This is a genomic window from Rhodococcus sp. TAF43, from assembly GCF_052113525.1.
GTDB lineage: Bacteria > Actinomycetota > Actinomycetes > Mycobacteriales > Mycobacteriaceae > Prescottella.
Map to the genome: position 1 here is coordinate 65217 of NZ_JBFRDL010000048.1, position 17522 is coordinate 82738.

Below are 17522 nucleotides of genomic sequence, written 5' to 3' on the forward strand. Positions count from 1 at the left end.
TGGGTTTACAAGTCGAGGACGAGGCGCTCGGTCTGTGCTCGCGAGACGCACGAAATCATGCAGTCGCCCGCCTGTCGGTCGACTTCACTGAGCACGCTGTCACGGTGATCGGGTACTCCGTCGACCACGGTGACCTCGCAGGTTCCGCACGTTCCCTGGCGGCAGGACGAGAGGATTCCGATTCCCGCTCCGGCGAGTGCGTCGAGGGCGCTCACCCCGGGAGGAACATCGATGTCGGTGCCCGATCGGGTGAGTCGGAGTGTGAACGGTCGATCCTGTGACGATTCTGCTGCCGATGCCGTGAACCGCTCTGTGTGCAGTGTGTACGGCGGCAGGTGTCGGCAGGCAGCTTCGACCGCTTCCAGCAGTCCGGCCGGCCCACAGCAGTAGACCTTCGTTCCTGGACCCTCATCGGCCAGGATCGCGTCGAGATCGAGGAGGCCGACCTCGTCCTGGGGCGCAAAGTGCACGTGATCCCCCAATCTCTCGAGATCGTCGAAAAATGCCATCGACTGCCGACTGCGGCCCCCGTACACCAGGCGCCACGGGCGGTCGGTCCGCTCTGCTTGATCGATCATCGGGATCATCGGCGTGATACCGATGCCGCCGGCAATGAACAAGTAGCGGTCGGCGGGAACCAGGGGGAAGTGGTTCCTCGGCCCGCCGTGGCCGAGCACGTCGCCTTCGCGGACGTTCTCGTGAATCCATCGCGACCCACCGCGTCCATCAGGCTCGTTCAGCACAGCGATCCGGTAACGGTATGTATCCCAGCGGTTTCCGCAGAGTGAGTACTGGCGCGACATACCGTTGGGCAGGATCAGATCGATGTGCGATCCGGGTGTCCACGGCGTGAGGCGCCGGCCGAGAGGATCGGCCAGCGTCAGCGACACGACATCGGCGGAAACCTCCTCGCGGGATTCCACGCGCAACGCAGCCAGCGTCGGGCCGGTCAGCAGGGACGCTGAACTGCCGGCACTGCTCACATCGGTCGTGTTCATCGGAAGTCGCCCGTGAGGTCGAATGCCGACAGATCCGGTGTCCGCGTCAGCTGGTAGAACTCGAGCAGTGAGAACGGCCAGACCTGCGTGGCGCGGCCGAATCGGTTGCGGTACCAGGTGTGTACGTCGGCAACCCCCCAGGTGCGGAGACGATTTCCCGCGTCGACCCGGTCGCAGAATTCGTCCATCGCTTCGGCGTGCGGCTCGATGTTCTGCTTTCGTGCACGGAGGAGTTCGCCGAGACACTCGACGGTGTACTCGGCCGCACACTCGGCCATGTACAGGGCGCTGCCATTGACGACGACACCGGTGTTCGGGCCCATGAGCATGAAGAGATTCGGAAAGGACGGGACCGTGATACCCATGTACGCCCGTGCGTCGCCGCCCCACGATTCGTGGAGGTCCTTCCCGCCGCGCCCGGTGATGGTGATCGGTTCAAGGTAGTCGGAAGCCCGAAATCCGGTTGCGAAGACGATGACGTCGACCTCGTGCAGGACGCCGTCGACCGTGCGGATCCCCGCCGGAGTGACGGCCTCGATTCCGTCGGTGACGAGATCGACATGCGATTGCATGAGCGTCGTTGCCCACATGCCGTTGTCGCGAAGCATGCGCTTGGCGCCCGGTGGGTACTTCGGCGTCATCTTCTCCAGGAGGTCCGGATGACCCTCGAGCTGTCTGCTGAGGTGGGTCAGCAACTGACGGCGTAGCTCGGCATTGTTTGCCGAGGTGCTGCCCTCTTCTGTCCAGTCGGGATCTGCTTCGACGAAAGGCAGACGCCCTTCTGCGGCAATCCAGAACTGCCAGAAGCGATACCACCGTCCGTAGTGCGGGACATGGCGCAGCAGCCAGGCCATGCCGGCAGGGATATCCGCGAGGTAGCCGGGCGTGGGGAGCATCCACGGGGCATTCCGTTGGAAGACGCTCAGATGCTGCACCGTGCCGGCGATCGAGGGAACGATCTGGTACGCGCTCGCGCCGGTCCCGACCACGGCTACCCTCAGTCCGCTCAGATCCACCGACGTGTCCCACTGCGACGAGTGGAAGCAACGTCCCGCGAACGAGTCGAGCCCGGGGATCTGAGGAATATTGGGCCGATTGAGCTGTCCGACAGCGGTAATCACGGCGTTCACCCGCCGGATTCCGCGGATTCCGTCCGCGGTCTCGGTGGTAACGGTCCAGGTTCCGCTGTCGTCGTCGAACGACAGGGAAGTCACTTCGGTCCCGAACTCGACGTTGGGTCGCAGGTCGAACGTGGTTGCCACGTCCTGCAGATAGGTCTCGATCTCGTCCCGCGTGGAGAACTGCTGCGGCCAGTCGGCTTTCTGCGCGAACGAGTAGCTGTAGGCGAAGTTCGGGGTGTCGAGTCGACAACCGGGGTAGACGTTCTCCCACCAGGTGCCGCCGACCTCGGTGTTCTTCTCGAACACCACGTACTCGATCCCGGCCTGCTGCAGCCGGTGTGCGGCGGCCATGCCGGAGATTCCGGCGCCGATGATCGCCACGCTGAAATCGATCTCGGGGGCAACCTCCGACTTCTTCCACGCCGGGGCGCCGTAGTCGTTCGGGATTCCCAGTTCGTGTCGCAGCAGGGGCAGGTAGTCGTCGCTCGCGTCCTTGGTCAGGAAGCGCATGATGTGTGCGAGAAATTCCTCGGAAGGCTGCGCCGCCGGGACGGATCCTCGATCACGAAAGGCCTTGAGGGCGTTGGCAGCGACCCTGCGGGCCGACTTCTGGGCCTCGGTGGACATTCCCCCTTGTGGAGCGATCACCGAGTCCATCGGAGGCAGCGGAGGCCGAAGCTCGTCGGCAAGCAACGACGGATCGGCATTCGCCAGTGCCAGGGCGGCAAGTAGAGCCGGAAGTTCCGCACTTTGTACCGCCTGCTCGAGGAAGTCGTCGTCCTCGACGATCGGTAGGCAGGCGTCGTAGTGCCCGGGCCGAGCGACCTCGCGCGGGTGCGCTTCGTCCGTGGTGAAGGTGGTGGGGGTCATTCGAGACCTCCGGTGAGGAAGTCGACGATGAGGCCGGCGGTCTCGGCGGGTGCATCGATGTTGGGTTCGTGCGCGTAGTCGAGTTCCGCTGCGCGTGCCATCGGGGTGAGATCGGCGAGCTTCTTCGACCATCCCGACTCGAGGAGTTCGTCACGCGTGCCCTCGACGAGCAGCACCGGGATCTGTGTCGCGGCCAAGAGATCGAGGAACGGGTCGGCGATCTGGGTTCGCTCGACCGACGGGTTGCTCAGTCGAGGCGCGGCCATCGCCTCCCAGTGCCCGGGAATGAGGCTGTTCTCGAACCGCTGTCGGATGTGCTCGTCCATTCCGTCCAGACTCCGCACCATGTATCCGGTCATTCGGGCGGCATCCTCGAGGCTGGGCGTGTAGTCGGCCAGGGCGGCGATGCCCTCGGGCAGCCGGTACGGTCCGCCCGTTCCGGAGATGCTCACCGCGCGGTCGACCGGCCACGGGCTCGTGGGATCGGTGATTGCGCGCATGACCATCGACCCACCGAAGGAGGCCCCGACGAAGTGAGCCCGGTCCACTCCGAGTTCCTGGCAGAACGCCGCGATGTGCTTCACCCGGGGCGCGAACGGCGGCCGGTCGAGGAAGACCGCCTTGTCGGTTCCGCCCCATCCGAGCAGGTCGGGGGCGAGAACGTGGAAACGATCGGTGAGGTGCGGGATCATCTCGGACCAGCACAGTTCGGCGGTGGACCCGAAACCGCCGTCGTGGATCAGGACGATCGTGTCCTTGTCGGGGTTGCCGGCCTCGATGTAGGTGGTGTGGAACCCGTCGGCGATGAGTGACTTCTTCTCGTACATGGTTGGTTTCCGTTCTCTAGCGAAGATCGAGATTTGCAGGGGCCGTCAGTTCTTGACCGAGCCGCCGTCGACACAGATCGTCTGGCCGGTGACGAAGGCCGCACCGGGGCCGAGCAGGAACTTCACCGGGCCGACGATGTCCTCCGGGTATGCCCGTCGCTTGATCGAGCGGCTGGCGATGTTGTTCTCTTCGGTGTGGGCCATGTCCGTGATCATCGGTGTCGCTGTGATGCCCGGGCTGACGACGTTGACCGTGATCTCGTCATCGCCGAGTTCATCTGCCAGGCAGCGCGCGAAGCCGATCACGCCGGCCTTCGACGCGACGTATGCGAAGAGGTTCCTGGCGCCCTTGAACACGGTGCCGGAGGCGAAGAGCACGATCCGCGATCCCCGCGGCATCAGAGGTACGACTGCTTGGGTGATGGCGATCGTTCCCTCGAGGTTTGTGCGCAGGATGCGCTCCCAGGCATCCCGGGGGGTATCGCGGAACGATGACCATTGTCCCATGGCGGCGCAATGGACGAGGTTGTCTATCTCCTGTCCGGCAAGGGATTCGAGGACAGTCGAGATGCCTTCCGACGAGCTGAGGTCTGCCCGGATGTAGAGGTCGGTGAACCCGTCGGCTGGGGGTTCGGCGATATCGATGACGATTGTGCGATGTCCGTCGTTGCGCAGTTCGTCGACGACAGCTCGGCCGATGCCGCTGGCGCCTCCGGTAATGATCGTTGTGGTCATGCGCATGCTTTCTAGTCGATGGTGGCGCGCTCGTCGACGCGCGCGAGGAAGGACGTGATCACCGCATTGAAGTGGGCGGGGTTCTCGATGCACGACAGGTGGCCGGCGCGGGGAACGACCTCATGCTCGGCGTGGGCGATGCCGCCGATGATCTCGGCCGTGCGTTCGCTCGGAATCTTGGCGTCGAGTTCGCCTGTGACAACGAGCGCGGGGCAGGTGATCGAGTCGAGTAGGGGAACCACGTCGGCGCGGAACGTCGCCGCCGCAGACGCGAGGTACGACTCGGGGGTCATCGCGGAAATCGCGTCGTAGAGGGCGGCGTAGTCGGAGCTGTCGAGTGGCTGTGTGAGTGTTTGGTCGAGGTACTCCTTTGCGAATGCGGCCATGCCGTTGCGAGTGATCGACTCCGTGGAGCCGTTGACGCGGGCGTCGGCGACGTCGATCGGGAGTCGCGCGAACGAGTTGGCGATGGTGACGCTACGGACCAGGTCGGGGTGCTTTGCGGCAAAGGCGATCGCCTGCAGCCCACCCATGGACAGTCCGACCAGGTGCACGGGACCGCGATCCTTGACGACCCGGTAGAGGTCATCGGACCAGGCATCGAGGTTGATCGCTCCGGTCGCCGAGGACTTGCCGTGTCCCCGGCTGTCCGGCGTCGACAGATCGTAGTGTGTTGTCAGGGAGCTGATTTGATGGCGCCAGAGCCGGTGGTCCGTGCCGAGGCTGTGCAGCAGAACAACCGTCGGTCGATCGGAGTGGGGTGCGACAGCTTCCGCGAGTTCCATTCTGTCCTTTCCTGATACAGCAGAACGGGGCTCGTCAAGACTTCGCGTTGCGCCTGGACAGGCTTTCGCCTCCGACAGCCCAGCGTTCCGTGGGGACCTGCTGGACCAGTACGTGGACCGCCGCGGGATTCGCCTTGGTGACCGACGTGTAGACCTCGGTCAGGCCCTCCATCAGTGCTTCGATCTGTTCCGCGGTCAGTGGGCTGGCGTGATTGACATTGATGATGGGCATTTCCTGCTCCTGCACTTCGATGGTGACGGTTGGTGAATTGGCCGGTGTCAGGCTCGGTCGTGGGCCGCAACCACGGCGGCTTCCGAAGGCTCGGCCTGATCGTGCTCGCCGAGGCCGAGATGGCGGGTCTCACGCACGCTGAGTGCCGCCAGGAGGAAGACAATCGCGGCGACCGTGATGGCGATGGCCAGTCGGACCGGGATGTCGCTGACGCTCGGGCTGACGGCCGTCACGATCGCGGGCATGATTCCACCGATTGCGAAGCCGATGTTCCAGCTCAGCCCGGTGCCCGTCGCGCGAATCTCGGTGGGGAAGCGTTCGTTGAGGAAGATCAGTACCGGTGCGGAGCCAGCCATGACGATCACAGCCATCGCGGTCGATATGACGGTGACCAGGGCGATCGAGCCCGAGCTCAGGGATGCGAGCCAGAGGTAGAGCAAGGGTAGAAGCACGACGTTGGGCACGCCGAACCAGAGGAAGACCGCCCGCCGGCCGATCCGGTCGCTGAGGTGCCCGCCCAGGGCTCCACCCGCGATGACCCCCACGTTGGCGACGATCAGGATCATGGCCGAGGTCGTCTTGCCGATCCCGAGGTTCGCGCCGAAGAAGGTCGGGAAGAAGCCAACCGTGAGGTAGTACGCGGTTGCTCCGCCCGCGGCGAGGGCGATGTTGAGCGACGTCGTCTTGCGGTAGCGCGGCCCGAAGATGACTCGAAGAGGCGACTTTCGGACTGCCGGTCCCGACGACTTCCCATGCCACAGAGGCGATTCCTCGGTGCGTCGGTAGATGTAGAAGCTGAAGGCCGCAGTCAGAAGGCCGGTGAAGAACATCACGCGCCATCCGTAGACGCCGAAGTCCTCGCTGGGAACGACGGCCGAAACGACGAAGTACACGATCGAAGCGACCACGGCGCCGGCGCCGGCGCCGCCGCCGGCGACCAAACCCGACATCAGCCCGCGATGTTCCGGTGCGACAGTTTCGGTTCCGAGCGTGTGGGTCGAAGCGACGACGCCGCCGACGAACACCCCCTGCACGATGCGCAAGGCGAGGAAGAGGATCGGAGCAGCAAATCCGATGGTCGCGTATGTCGGCACCGCTCCCATGCACGCGGTCGACAGCCCGACACCCAGAATCGCGAACATCATCGCTTGCTTGCGCCCGTTGCGATCGGCGTAGGCGCCGAACAGCGCAGAACCGAGCGGGCGGAAGAGGAGGGTCACCGCGAAAGATGCGTAGACGAACGTCAATTGGAGCGTCGCGTTGTGGGCGGGGAACAGAAGCGGCCCGATAGTAGGGGCGAGGTAGAGGATGATCGTCAGATCGTAGAGATCCATCGCCCATCCGGTGATCGAAGCGATCCCCGCAGAGCGAACCTGCTTTCTGCGGGCACTGTCCTGGAAATTCTCCAAAGCTGCCTCCTGGCCGAGTGGTCGTCACGGCTGTGACGTGATCTGCACCATAGACATGTGGTTCCTTAATGCTCAACGAGCGTTCCGCATTGCGAAACGAATCTTCCGTCGTTGGTTCCGTTATGGTGATTCCATGGTCGAATCGCGCGCAACGGACACGCTCGGCTCCGTCAATCGGGCGCTCTCACTCCTGGAGCTCCTGGCGGAGAACAACGGACTCACTGTCACCCAGCTGGCGGACCGCCTCGGCGTCGGCAAGACGACGGCATTTCGCCTGGCCAAGACGCTTGTCGAGCGTGGATGGGTGGAGAAGGACGACGAGCTGCGATACCGACTGGGGCCAGGATTGCTCAGCCTTGCGCCGGGTCTTCAAGTCGGGCAAGACATTCGGAGCAGGCTCCGGCCGATCATGGATGAACTCCACGACGAGACGCAGGAGACCATTCACCTCACCGTGCTCCAGGGGAGGTACGTCATCTATGTCGAGCAGCTCGTCTCGCCGAAGCCGGTCCACTCGGTGAGCACGCTCGGCAGCCGGTCTCCCGCGCACTGCGTGTCGCCGGGGCTTGCGCAGCTGGCGGCACTGCCCGATGACGCGGTCGACTGGGTTCTGGCGGGTCCGCTGCGCCGATACACCGAACGGTCGCTGACCGACCCGGCGGATGTTCGCAAGGAGCTGCAGCACGTCCGGTCGACCGGATATGCGGTGAATCGGGGAGGCTTTCGGGCCGAGGTCGGCGGCGTCGGGGTGGCTGTCCTCAATGATCGTGGGAAGCCCATCGCGGCTCTCTCGGTCTGCATGCCCATCTATCGGATGCAGACGACGGATTTGGAAGCGGTTGGTGCGCATCTTGTTTCGGCCGCAGCTGATGCCCACCGGGTGCTCGAGGTTTCCCGCTGATACGGGGGTCGAAGGGGTCGGGGAGTAAGTCATTCCGCATGGCGGAATCAAACTTTCCGTCGAGACGCGCGATCGATGTCGCGGGCTTGCTAGCCTCATGGAATGTCGGATTCTCGCCAAAGTTCCAGTGCTGCAATCGGTCAAGAGTTCAGCCGTCCGGAGGTGGGCCATGTCGAGGGGGAGTCCGCGGGGCGTAGATTCCTCGTGACCGGGGCCGCGTCCGGGATCGGACGCGAGACTGCAATCTTGTTGGGTCTCCGGGGCTCGCGAGTTGTTGTCGTCGATCGCAGTCTCGAGAGCGTCTCCAAGGTCTCCGCCGACATCAACGCCTCCGGTGGGGAAGCTGTCGCGCTCGTCGCGGACATCTCGAACGAGGCGGATGTCGAACGCATGATCGCCGATGCGATGTCTGCTTTCGGAGGGCTCGACGGGGCCTTCAACAACGCGGGGATTTCCGCCGCGGGGGCCTACTCGTTCGGTACGGCCCTCGCCGATACGGACGTAGCCGACTTCCGTGAACTCGTCGACGTCAACCTGGTGGGCATGTTTCTCTGCCTCAAGCATGAGCTGCGGCACTTGCGAAGCGGGGCATCGATCGTGAACAACGCCTCGGCCGCCGGTTTGATCGGCGTCTCCCACGGCGCCGCGTATGTCGCGTCCAAGCACGGTGCGGTCGGACTGACAAAGGCTGCGGCACTGGAAGGCTCGAGCAAGGGTATTCGCGTGAATGCCACCTGCCCTGGATTCGTCGAAACGCCGATGCTTCTCGAGAACGCGACGGACGAAGGCAAGCAGGCGAGGCGGGCTATGACTCCGATGGGGCGTCTGGGGCAAGCGTCGGAGATTGCGGAACTGGTCGCATGGTTGCTCTCGCCTGCCTCCTCGTTCGTCACCGGAGCATGCATCCCGGTAGACGGAGGACTTACGGTCGGAGGCTCTCGCTGAGGTTGTCGCGTCGATTCCGAGTACGGACAAGGCCGCCCGAGATGCGCTGCGGCCTGCTGGCGGATTCCTCGCGGAGTCGCATTCGGTAGGTGGAGATCAACTGCGTGCGAGAGATATTCGGTGCGGTCAGACCTGAAGCATGCCCCCCCCCGTAGCACTCGGGCATGCTCATCGGCACGTTTGGACGTTGGTCAGCGCTTCGAGAGCCGGAACGAGTGCTTTGAACGCGCGTGCCCGGTGTGAACTCCGATATCTGTCCTCGGTGTCCCATTCGGCGACGGTGCGCTCGTGACCGGGCGTTTGGCCGTCCGGGACGAAGATCGAGTCGTACGGGAATCCGTCGTCACCTGCCGGCGTGAGGGCCAGTCGGCCCGACCAGTGTTCCATGGCAACGTATTCGGCACCGCTGGGGGCGACGAGCGCGAGCGCTGAAGTAAATCGTGCGGTGCGGTGCGGTGCGGCGACGCCTGAGAGTTGGTCGAGTAGCAGATTACGGTTGGCGGTGTGGTCCTTACGGTGTCCCGCCCAGTAGGCCGAGAAGACGCCGGGCGCGCCTCCGAGTACGTCCACGCACAATCCGGAATCGTCGGCGACAGCTGGAAGGCCGGAGTGTGCGGCGGCAACGCGTGCTTTGATGAGGGCGTTGTCGCGGAAACTGAGTCCGTCCTCGTCCGGCTCGGGACCGTCGTAGGAGGCCGGCGTCCAGCCCGGCAGCATCGACTCTGCGATGAATCGGTACTCGGCGACTTTGGTTGCGTTGTGGGTCGCGAGAACGAACGTGTTGTGTGTGGCCATGCTCGACCTCCTTTGGCGGACAAAGGGTCTGGATATGCATCAGGTGTGTCGCACGGCGGGTTCGAGCCCACTGTGCGGTATCCCGTCGAGGTGGGTGCAGGATTCGAACCTGCATGCGCGGTGTTGCGCACCGCTACCTGGCCATTCGGCCACCCCACCGTGTGTGCCGACGTTTCCGTCGGCACAGCGCCGACTCATTCGTGCCCGTTCAGTGCTTCCTCGATCACTGTGAGCGCGTACTGGAGGAGATCGTCGGTGACGTCGAGGGTCGGCAGGAACCTGATGACGTTGCCGTCGCTGCCCGCGATGATCAGGACCACGCCCCGCCGGGCCGCGTGCTCGCTGATCGCAGCGGCGCTCCCGGGCAACGGTCGAGTCGTTCCAGCCTGCGTCAGCTCGAAGGCGATCATCGCACCGTGCCCCCGGACATCGCCGATGACGGGATAGGTTTCGGCAATTCGCCGTAGGCCACTGGTGAGGGTGTTGCCGATCCGGCGTGCGGCGGCGAACTGTTCCTCGTCTTCCAGAAAGTCGAGAACGGCGTGCGCGGCGGCGATCGAGACGGGGTTGCCGCCGAAGGTCCCGCCGAGGCCGCCGGGTGCGGCGGCATCCATGATCTCCGCTCGTCCGGTGACCCCGGCCAGGGGTAGGCCGGCGGCGATCTGCTTGGCGGTGAGCACCACGTCCGGTACGAGGCCGAACAGTTCGCTGGCGAACCAGGTCCCGGTCCGTCCGAGCCCGCACTGGATTTCGTCGGCGACGAGAACGACGCCGTTTCGGTTGGCCCATTCTTGCAGGGCCGGTAGATATCCGTCTGCGGGCACGATGAATCCGCCCTCGCCCTGGATGGGTTCGACGACGAGCGCGGCGAGGTCGGCGGAGCCTACGCGCTCTTCCAGGTATGCGATCGTCCGTGCTGCAGCCTGCTGACCCGTGAGCCCGTCCCGGAACGGATAGGAGTTCGGTACCCGGTGGACATCGGGTGCGAACGGCCCGAAACCGGTCGCGTACGGGACCGCCCGGTGGTTCATCGCGAGAGTTAGATTGGTGCGGCCGTGGAACCCGTGGTCCAAGGACGCAACTGCGCGCCGACCCGTGTACGCCCGGGCGACCTTCACGGCGTTCTCGACCGCTTCGGCACCGGAGTTGACGAACATGGTCTTCTTCGCGTGCGCCCCGGGGGTCTTCGCGGACAGACGTTCGGCCAGGCGCACGTAACCCTCGTAGGGCGTGATGCCGAACAGCGTGTGGGTGACCCGGTTCAGTTGCGCAGACGCCGCATCGATGATGCTCTGCTGGTGGTGGCCGACCATGTTGACGCCTGCGCCGCAACCCAAGTCCAGAAACCGGTTGCCATCGACGTCGATGAGCCACGGGCCTTCGGCGTGATCGATGTAGATTGGCAGCGCGCTGCCAATTCCGCGCGGCACGGCCGCCGTCTTGCGGCTGTGGAGCTCGCGACTCTTCGGCCCTGGAACCTCGGTGACCAGTGCAGGTCCAGTTGAGGTGGATGCGGCTGGAAGTGTTTCGGTCATCTGCGTTCTTTCTTGTCTCGGTTCGGTTTTGGGAGTCGTCACACCGCGCGGCGGTGTGGGTCTTGCCGGTAGTCGCTGAGGAACCGGGCGAAACGTTCCAGGGCGTCGGCGAGAACTGGAGTACGGGGAAGAAAGGCGATGCGCAGGTGGTCGGGGCGTGCCCAGTTGAACGCGCGACCGTGGACGAGGAGGACGTGCTCGGCGTCGAGGAAGTCGAGCACGAGTTGTTCGTCGTCCGCGATCCCGTAGACGTCGGGGTCGATGCAGGGGAAGACGTACAGACCGCCCCCGGGCTCGTGACAGGTCACTCCGGGGATGTCCTGCAGCAGTCCGACAGTCAGAGCGCGTTGCTCGAAGAGTCGGCCTCCCGGCATCCGGAGCGCGGCGATCGTGTCGTCGTGCTGCAACGCCGCGGTGATCGCGTGCTGCGCGGGAACGGAGGCACACATACGCATCGACGCGAGCAGGCGAAGTCCTGCTGGGTACCCGTCGTCGGGACTGAACCCGGTAGCGATAACCCACCCGGCCCGGTAGCCGGCCACACGCGAGGTCTTGGACAGCCCCGAGAAGGTGATGCAGGGATGCGTCGGCGCAACCTGCGCAGTGCTGACGTGGACGTGCCCCGGGTAGACGATCCGGTCGTAGATCTCGTCGGAGAGCAGGAGGAGCCCGTGCCGATCTGCGACAGCGGCGATCTCCTCGAGTGTGCGCCGTGAGTACACCGCGCCGGTGGGGTTGTTGGGGTTGATGACGACGATCGCCCGGGTGCGGGGCGTCACCATGCGCCCCAATTCCTCTGTGTCCGGACTCCATCCGTTGTCTTCGTCGCACGGGTAGTGCCGGGGTACCCCACCGGCGAGCACGGTCGACGCCGTCCACAAGGGGTAGTCCGGAGAGGGGATGAGGACTTCGTCACCGGGTTCGAGGAGAGCCTGCAGGGTGAGGGTTACCAACTCGGAGACGCCGTTGCCGATGAGGATGTCGTCGATACCCGCGGCCGGGAACCCGGGCCGCGCAGCGTAGTGGTCCCGGATCGCTTCGCGGGCGGAGCCGAGTCCTTGCGACTCGGAGTAGCCGTGCGCGTGCGGAAGCGCCTCCCGGAGCGCGTCGACCACGACCTCGGGAGCCTCGAATCCGAACGGGGCCGGGTTCCCGATGTTCAGGCGCAGGATCTCCTGCCCGCACCGCTCCAGTTCGACGGCGCGTTCGTGTACGGGTCCGCGGAGGTCGTAGAGGACTCCGTTCAGCCTCGACGACGAGTTCACGATCACGGGCTTCTCGGCCGGCGTCACGTGGGTTGTCACAGTCCTGCTCCTGTAGTGAGTGCGGCCGTCGTGGCCTTGGTGAGAGCATCGGCGAGCCGCCGGCCTGCCCTGGTCCGATCAACAGGACCAGGGCAAGTCAATGGATCGACTCGTCTTGCCGCCGCCGCCCCGTGCCACCGCCCAGAGACCTCTGGCGGCAGCGGGTTCATGTTGCAGTGCTCACTTCGCGGAGGGTTCGGCCTCGTAGGTAACCCAGCTCGTTCGCGTGGCGAGGGTGTTGTAGAGCGCCTGGGCTTGATGGTTGTCGTCGGCGGTCACCCACTGCACCACGGCGCGGCCCTCGGCGGTGGCCATCTCGGTCAGACGCCCGATCAGTGCACGTCCGACGCCCCGGCCTCGGGCCGCGGGGTCGGTGAACAGGTCGTCGAGGAAGAGGCCGGTGGTTCCGGTGTAGGGCGAGGAGAACCGGCGATGGTGTGCGAACCCGAGGATCTCGCCGTCCGCTTCCGCAACGAGAGCCTTGCATTCGTGTCGGGGATCCATGAACCATCCCCATGCGCGGGAGACGATGTCCTCGGATTCGGGCAGCTTGTAGAACTCGCGGTACTCGCGGAAGAGGACACGCCAGCGACTCTCATCGGTGGCGTCGAGCGGCCGGATCGTCGGAAGGGTGGTCGTTGCCATGGTGGCTCCTATCGGTGTTCGAAGGTCTCGGCAGAGCTGTACTGCCACCTACTGTCTGAGCGTTCTCTGCCCGCGAGGATTGAAGATTCGATGCGGGATGCGCGGCGCGCGGGCCTCGGTCATGTGATCACCGCGTTCTCCTTTCCTGATTCGCCTGTTCGGGTTCGTGGTCGGCGTGGGGCCAGGAGGAGATACACGGCGCTGCCCGCGACGAGGCCCCAGAACGCGGCACCGACGCTGAAGAACACGACGCCCGACATGGTGACCGCGAGCGTGGTGAGGGCCGCGATCCCGGTGCGGGCATCGCCGCCCATCGCGCCCTCGAGTGCGGTGAGCGCTGATCCGAGCAGCGCGACGGCGGCAAGTACCGAAACCGTTTCGGTCGGGATCGCCTGGAACCCGGCCACAAGCACGCCCCCGAACGAGCCGACCAGCAAGTAGGTGAGGCCGCCCGAGAGGCCCGCGATGTAGCGCTTTGCGCGATCCGGGTGCGACTCGGGGCCGAGCGCGATTGCCGCCGTGATCGCGCCGAGGTTGATGCCGTGGCAGCCGAAGGGCGCGAGGACCGCCGAAACCGTCGAGATGGCACCGACGACCAGGCGGTCGTTCGGCTCGTACCCCTGCGAGTGGAGCAGTGCGAGGCCCGGTGCGTTCTGTGAGGCCATCGTGACGATGAACAGTGGCAGCGCGATGCTCACGAGTGCGGCCGGGGTGAACGCCGGCATCGTGAACACAGGGCCGCCGAGCTCGAGCGACGGCGCGACCTCGCGGAAGGATCCGGTCGCCCAGGTCACCGCAATCCCGGCGACGAGTCCGGCGAGCACTGCGTATCGGTCGAAGAAGCGCTTGCCGAGAAAGAATGCGACGACGATGCTCCCCGCAATCAGCGGCGCGCTCGTGAAGGCGCCCGCCGCGGTCACGACGAAGGGCAGCAGGATCCCGGCGAGCAGCGCCTGCAGCACCGGGCCGGGCACCCTGGCGAGTATCCAGCCGAACCAGCCCGTGTACCCGACCACTGCAGCGGCGACCGAGGCGACGAGGAACGCGCCGACTGCCTCGGCGAACGAGAAGCCGCCGAGCGAGGCGATCAGCAGCGCCGCTCCGGGTGTCGACCAAGCGACGATCACGGGGATACGGGTGAAGAGGCTCAGCGCGATGCTGCACACACCGTTGCCGATCGACACCGCCCAGACCCAGGACGCGGTCTGCGCCTCGTTCAGACCTGCCGCGCGGGTGGCCTCGAGCACGATCAGGAACGGGCCGGCGAAGTTGATGAGCGCAGAGAGGACGCCCGCGACGACCGCGGACACCGAGACATCCCGCAGAACGGAGGAAGCCCGACTCATCGGTGCGCCACCGAGATTGCTGACTTCACGCCCGGCCGATAGCGTAACAATATTGCGGAAACTAGAGTAACGTTATTCACTAGTGTCATGTCGAATGATAACAGGTCCTCGGAGATTGCGGCACGCCTCCGCCAGCGGATCGCGACGATGGGTACGGGGGAGAAGCTGCCGGGCGTCCGAGAACTCTCCGTGGAGTTCCAGGCAAGTGCGGCCACCATCTCGGCAGCTCTTTCGGAACTGAGCGCATTCGGGCTGGTCCGGGCTGAGCCCGGACGGGGAACGTTCGTGGCGGGCCACGAACGACTTCCGGAACCGGACTTTTCCTGGCAGTCTCAGGCGCTTGGCCGCGCCAGAGTGGACGCCGACCGGGCCGCTCGTCTGGGCGGCTACGGTACTCCCGAGCACATCCCGCTCTCCTGGGGATACCTTGCCCCCGAACTACTGCCGAACGAGGAACTGCATCGCATCGGCTCGCGTGCGGCAAAGAGCGGTCGTGCCTGGATGATGACACCGCCAGCGGGATCGCCGGAACTGCGGCGCATCCTCGCCTCCGAATACCGCGCCGACCCGAACGACGTGCTTGTGGTCTCCGGCGGGCAGCAGGGCCTCGTCTTCGCAATGCGCACACTCGCCGAGCCCGGGTCGGCGGTCATCACCGAGAGTCCGAGCTATCCGGGCGCGATCCTCGCTGCGCAGAGCGCAGGCCTCAACCTCTCGTCGGTACCCGCCGACGCCGACGGGATCCAGGTCGACCGCCTCGCCGACGAACTCGAACGCACGCGAGCGCGAGTGGTCTACCTCCAGCCGAGCTACGCGAATCCCACCGGCGCGGTCTTGAGTTCGGAGCGCCGGAAGCAGGTGCTCGAACTCGCCGCCCGACACGGTGCGTTCATTATCGAGGACGACTGGGCCAGACATCTCGGCATCGACGGACAGGCCCCACCCCCACTCTTCACCGAAGACCCTCACGGACACGTCGTGTCGATCCTCACCCTGTCGAAGCCTGCCTCCCCAGGCCTCAGGCTCGGCGCGGTCATCGCGCGCGGTCCGGCAGGCGAGCGGCTCCGGGCCGCGCGCACCGCCGACGACCTCTGCGTCGCGCCGCTGGTGCAGGAAATCGCCTGCGGTCTCCTGACCTCGAATGTGTGGCCCCGGCACCTGAAGCGCCTGCGCGCCGAGCTCGCGACGCGACGCGACGCACTTGCCTCCGCGATTCGTGCCACGACGCCCGGCATCCGCATTCCGTGCGTCCCGCGCGGTGGCATTCACCTCTGGGCCAGGCTTCCCCAGGGCGCAGATACCCGCGAGGTCTGCGCCGCCGCATACGCGGCCGGGGTGCTCATAGGAGACGGGCGTCACTTCTTCGTGGACGAACCACCCGCACCGTTCCTGCGCTTCTCCTACGGGGCCGCAACTGAAGCCCAGATCGCCGAAGGCGTCAGGCGACTCTCCGAAATCCTCCAGCGGTGAGGGTCGTCGGTACGACCGGCAAGACGTCCGCCGTCAGCTCCCTGCCGGGCGGGCGCTCGGGGTGAGCGCTGCCCGCATCTGCATGTACTGGAAGAGCCCCGGCCGCCCCGACACCTCCTCGTAGGCGCGCATCCAGTCGTCGATGAACCGCGGACGGTCGTCGGGGTCCAGTCGGTGTGTCCAGGCGTCGGCGCCGGCGGTGCACCACTGTGCGAACGCTTCCCGGGTGCCGAAGTCCCAGGTGACGTCGTGGACCGACAGATCGGTTACGCGCAGGCCCGCGGACGCCGCGAGTTCCGGGTAGTCATCGGGCTCGACGTGGACGAACGGTGGCGTGAATGCGGCGAACCGGTCCACCCATCGGGGCGTGCCCGCGACCTCCATCGCGATGGTCTCGAGGCTCACGCGGTCACCCGCGCACACCACCTGGATCAGGACCCGCGCGCCCGGCCGCGCGGCGTCGGCGATCGACGCCAGCGCCTGCTGCTGTTCGGGCACCCAGTGCAGCGCGTTGAAGGACACCACGACGTCGAATCGATCCCGGAACGGCAGTCGTCGCGCGTCCGCGACCATGAACCGCACCCGAGGATCCGTCGCGCCCGACGCGGCCTTCTCGATCATCTGCGGCGACGCATCGACGCCGATCGCGTAGCCGTCGGTGAGTCGGTCCGCGAGCATGCGGGTGACGAACCCGTCGCCGCAGCCGACGTCGAGCACGCGACCGTGTGGATCCAGGTCGAGTCCGTCGAGTGCACGGGTCGCCATCGTCCGCTGCAGTTCGCTCGCCTGTGCGTACTGTTCGCCGTCCCAATCGGGCATCGTCGCCGCCGTTTCCGAGGTGCGCGGGTTTGTGGGATCAGCGTAGGCCGCGAACGCGTGCGACGTGACCCCGATCACTCTCCTTGTGCGGGTGTGCCGAAGCCCACAAAAGTGCACTCGACTGCAACATTGCAGAGCTCTGCAACTTCGGTACCTTCGAAGGGGTGAGTGAAGCACTCGGTCTGAGGGACCGGAAGAAGGCGGCGACGCGCATCGCGCTCAGTGAGGCCGCCGCGCGCCTCGCCAAGGGTCGGGGCATCGAACTCGTCACCGCCGACATGATCGCCTCCGAAGCCGGCGTGTCCACGCGCACGTTCCACAACTACTTCTCCAGCAAGGAGGAGGCCGTCCTGCACCACCTCGAGGCCTCGGTCTACGAGTGGGCGGACTGGCTCCGAGAACGGCCCGCGTCCGAGCCGATCCTCGATTCCCTCGAACACGTCGTGATCCGGGCCGTCACCGATCCGGAGCACGACATCGAGGAGATGCAGGCGCTGGCCGAGCTCATCGACGCCAGCCCCACGCTGCTGGCGAAGAAACTCGAGATGCACCTCCGGGTCACCCCGGTGCTCGCCGACGTCATAGCCGAGCGCACCGGCACCGACAGCGCCACCGATCTGTATCCCAACCTGCTGCACATGGTCGTCGGTGCAGCCTGCAAGGCATCGATGGACCTGTGGATGAGCGGTCGAGCGTCCGCCGCGAACCCCGAAGAAGTCGTCCGAGCGGCATTCGACCAACTGCGGCGAGGCCTCGCCGTGCCCGCCCGCTAGACCCCACCCGAT

General features: G+C 65.7%; 17 protein-coding genes and 1 tRNA gene. 4 read left to right on the top strand and 14 right to left on the bottom strand.

The features are described from left to right. Nucleotides 1-5: 5 nt before the first annotated feature. Genes AB4Z09_RS23640 through AB4Z09_RS23670 form a run of 7 tightly spaced genes read right to left on the bottom strand, consistent with a single transcriptional unit; the run spans nucleotide 6 to nucleotide 6902 of the window. Nucleotides 6-998, bottom strand: coding sequence for a PDR/VanB family oxidoreductase (locus AB4Z09_RS23640; protein WP_174907642.1), 993 nt, complete (start codon nucleotides 996-998; stop codon nucleotides 6-8). Further along, the gene (locus tag AB4Z09_RS23645; protein ID WP_174907643.1) at nucleotides 995-2989 is read right to left on the bottom strand and encodes a flavin-containing monooxygenase; all 1995 of its coding nucleotides are present in this window, start codon (nucleotides 2987-2989) and stop codon (nucleotides 995-997) included. The genes AB4Z09_RS23640 and AB4Z09_RS23645 overlap by 4 nt, the downstream gene beginning before the upstream one ends. After that, entirely contained in the window at nucleotides 2986-3816 is an 831-nt protein-coding gene (locus AB4Z09_RS23650) for an alpha/beta fold hydrolase (protein WP_114723847.1), read from the bottom strand. Before AB4Z09_RS23650 ends, AB4Z09_RS23645 begins: the two co-directional genes overlap by 4 nt. Before the next feature lie 45 nt (nucleotides 3817-3861). Beyond that, nucleotides 3862-4551, bottom strand: a complete 690-nt coding sequence (locus AB4Z09_RS23655; protein ID WP_174907644.1) for an SDR family NAD(P)-dependent oxidoreductase — start codon at nucleotides 4549-4551, stop codon at nucleotides 3862-3864. 11 nt (nucleotides 4552-4562) lie between these two features. Beyond that, complete coding sequence (locus AB4Z09_RS23660; protein WP_174907645.1) at nucleotides 4563-5336, bottom strand: alpha/beta fold hydrolase; 774 nt, start codon at nucleotides 5334-5336, stop codon at nucleotides 4563-4565. Nucleotides 5337-5370: 34 nt separating this feature from the next. Then, the gene (locus AB4Z09_RS23665; RefSeq protein WP_114723850.1) at nucleotides 5371-5568 is read right to left on the bottom strand and encodes a tautomerase family protein; all 198 of its coding nucleotides are present in this window, start codon (nucleotides 5566-5568) and stop codon (nucleotides 5371-5373) included. Between the two features lie 47 nt (nucleotides 5569-5615). After that, nucleotides 5616-6902, bottom strand: coding sequence for an MFS transporter (locus tag AB4Z09_RS23670; RefSeq protein WP_174907646.1), 1287 nt, complete (start codon nucleotides 6900-6902; stop codon nucleotides 5616-5618). A gap of 10 nt (nucleotides 6903-6912) precedes the next feature. Here AB4Z09_RS23670 and AB4Z09_RS23675 point away from each other — a divergent pair, with 10 nt between their 5' ends. Further along, nucleotides 6913-7878: an IclR family transcriptional regulator gene (locus AB4Z09_RS23675; RefSeq protein ID WP_147283582.1), complete on the top strand. Its 966-nt coding sequence runs from the start codon at nucleotides 6913-6915 to the stop codon at nucleotides 7876-7878. Nucleotides 7879-8082: 204 nt separating this feature from the next. Then, nucleotides 8083-8823: an SDR family NAD(P)-dependent oxidoreductase gene (locus AB4Z09_RS23680; RefSeq protein WP_442240800.1), complete on the top strand. Its 741-nt coding sequence runs from the start codon at nucleotides 8083-8085 to the stop codon at nucleotides 8821-8823. Between the two features lie 168 nt (nucleotides 8824-8991). On the opposite strand, the gene AB4Z09_RS23685 is transcribed toward AB4Z09_RS23680, so the two are convergent. The 6 genes from AB4Z09_RS23685 to AB4Z09_RS23710 form a co-directional block, all read right to left on the bottom strand. Beyond that, nucleotides 8992-9618: a non-canonical purine NTP pyrophosphatase gene (locus AB4Z09_RS23685; protein ID WP_174907648.1), complete on the bottom strand. Its 627-nt coding sequence runs from the start codon at nucleotides 9616-9618 to the stop codon at nucleotides 8992-8994. An 88-nt stretch (nucleotides 9619-9706) separates the two neighbouring features. Beyond that, nucleotides 9707-9777 (bottom strand) — tRNA-Cys (locus AB4Z09_RS23690). Between the two features lie 35 nt (nucleotides 9778-9812). Further along, nucleotides 9813-11153, bottom strand: a complete 1341-nt coding sequence (locus AB4Z09_RS23695; RefSeq protein WP_174907649.1) for an aminotransferase class III-fold pyridoxal phosphate-dependent enzyme — start codon at nucleotides 11151-11153, stop codon at nucleotides 9813-9815. A 38-nt stretch (nucleotides 11154-11191) separates the two neighbouring features. Further along, a complete protein-coding gene (locus AB4Z09_RS23700) occupies nucleotides 11192-12457 on the bottom strand; it encodes a pyridoxal phosphate-dependent aminotransferase (RefSeq protein WP_254622743.1) in 1266 nt (421 codons plus the stop codon). A gap of 180 nt (nucleotides 12458-12637) precedes the next feature. Next, nucleotides 12638-13102 carry a GNAT family N-acetyltransferase gene (locus AB4Z09_RS23705; protein ID WP_114723856.1) on the bottom strand — a complete coding sequence of 155 codons (465 nt, stop codon included), beginning with the start codon at nucleotides 13100-13102 and terminating at the stop codon, nucleotides 12638-12640. A 119-nt stretch (nucleotides 13103-13221) separates the two neighbouring features. Beyond that, the gene (locus AB4Z09_RS23710; RefSeq protein ID WP_174907650.1) at nucleotides 13222-14448 is read right to left on the bottom strand and encodes a benzoate/H(+) symporter BenE family transporter; all 1227 of its coding nucleotides are present in this window, start codon (nucleotides 14446-14448) and stop codon (nucleotides 13222-13224) included. A gap of 87 nt (nucleotides 14449-14535) precedes the next feature. On the opposite strand from AB4Z09_RS23710, the gene AB4Z09_RS23715 reads away from it, so the two are divergent. Further along, nucleotides 14536-15918: an aminotransferase-like domain-containing protein gene (locus AB4Z09_RS23715; RefSeq protein WP_174907651.1), complete on the top strand. Its 1383-nt coding sequence runs from the start codon at nucleotides 14536-14538 to the stop codon at nucleotides 15916-15918. A gap of 33 nt (nucleotides 15919-15951) precedes the next feature. On the opposite strand, the gene AB4Z09_RS23720 is transcribed toward AB4Z09_RS23715, so the two are convergent. Further along, a complete protein-coding gene (locus AB4Z09_RS23720; RefSeq protein WP_174907652.1) occupies nucleotides 15952-16737 on the bottom strand; it encodes a class I SAM-dependent methyltransferase in 786 nt (261 codons plus the stop codon). A 164-nt stretch (nucleotides 16738-16901) separates the two neighbouring features. Between AB4Z09_RS23720 and AB4Z09_RS23725 the strand changes: the two genes are divergently transcribed. After that, nucleotides 16902-17510 (top strand): TetR/AcrR family transcriptional regulator, encoded by a 609-nt coding sequence (locus AB4Z09_RS23725; RefSeq protein ID WP_174907653.1) that lies wholly within the window; start codon nucleotides 16902-16904, stop codon nucleotides 17508-17510. Nucleotides 17511-17522 lie beyond the last annotated feature (12 nt).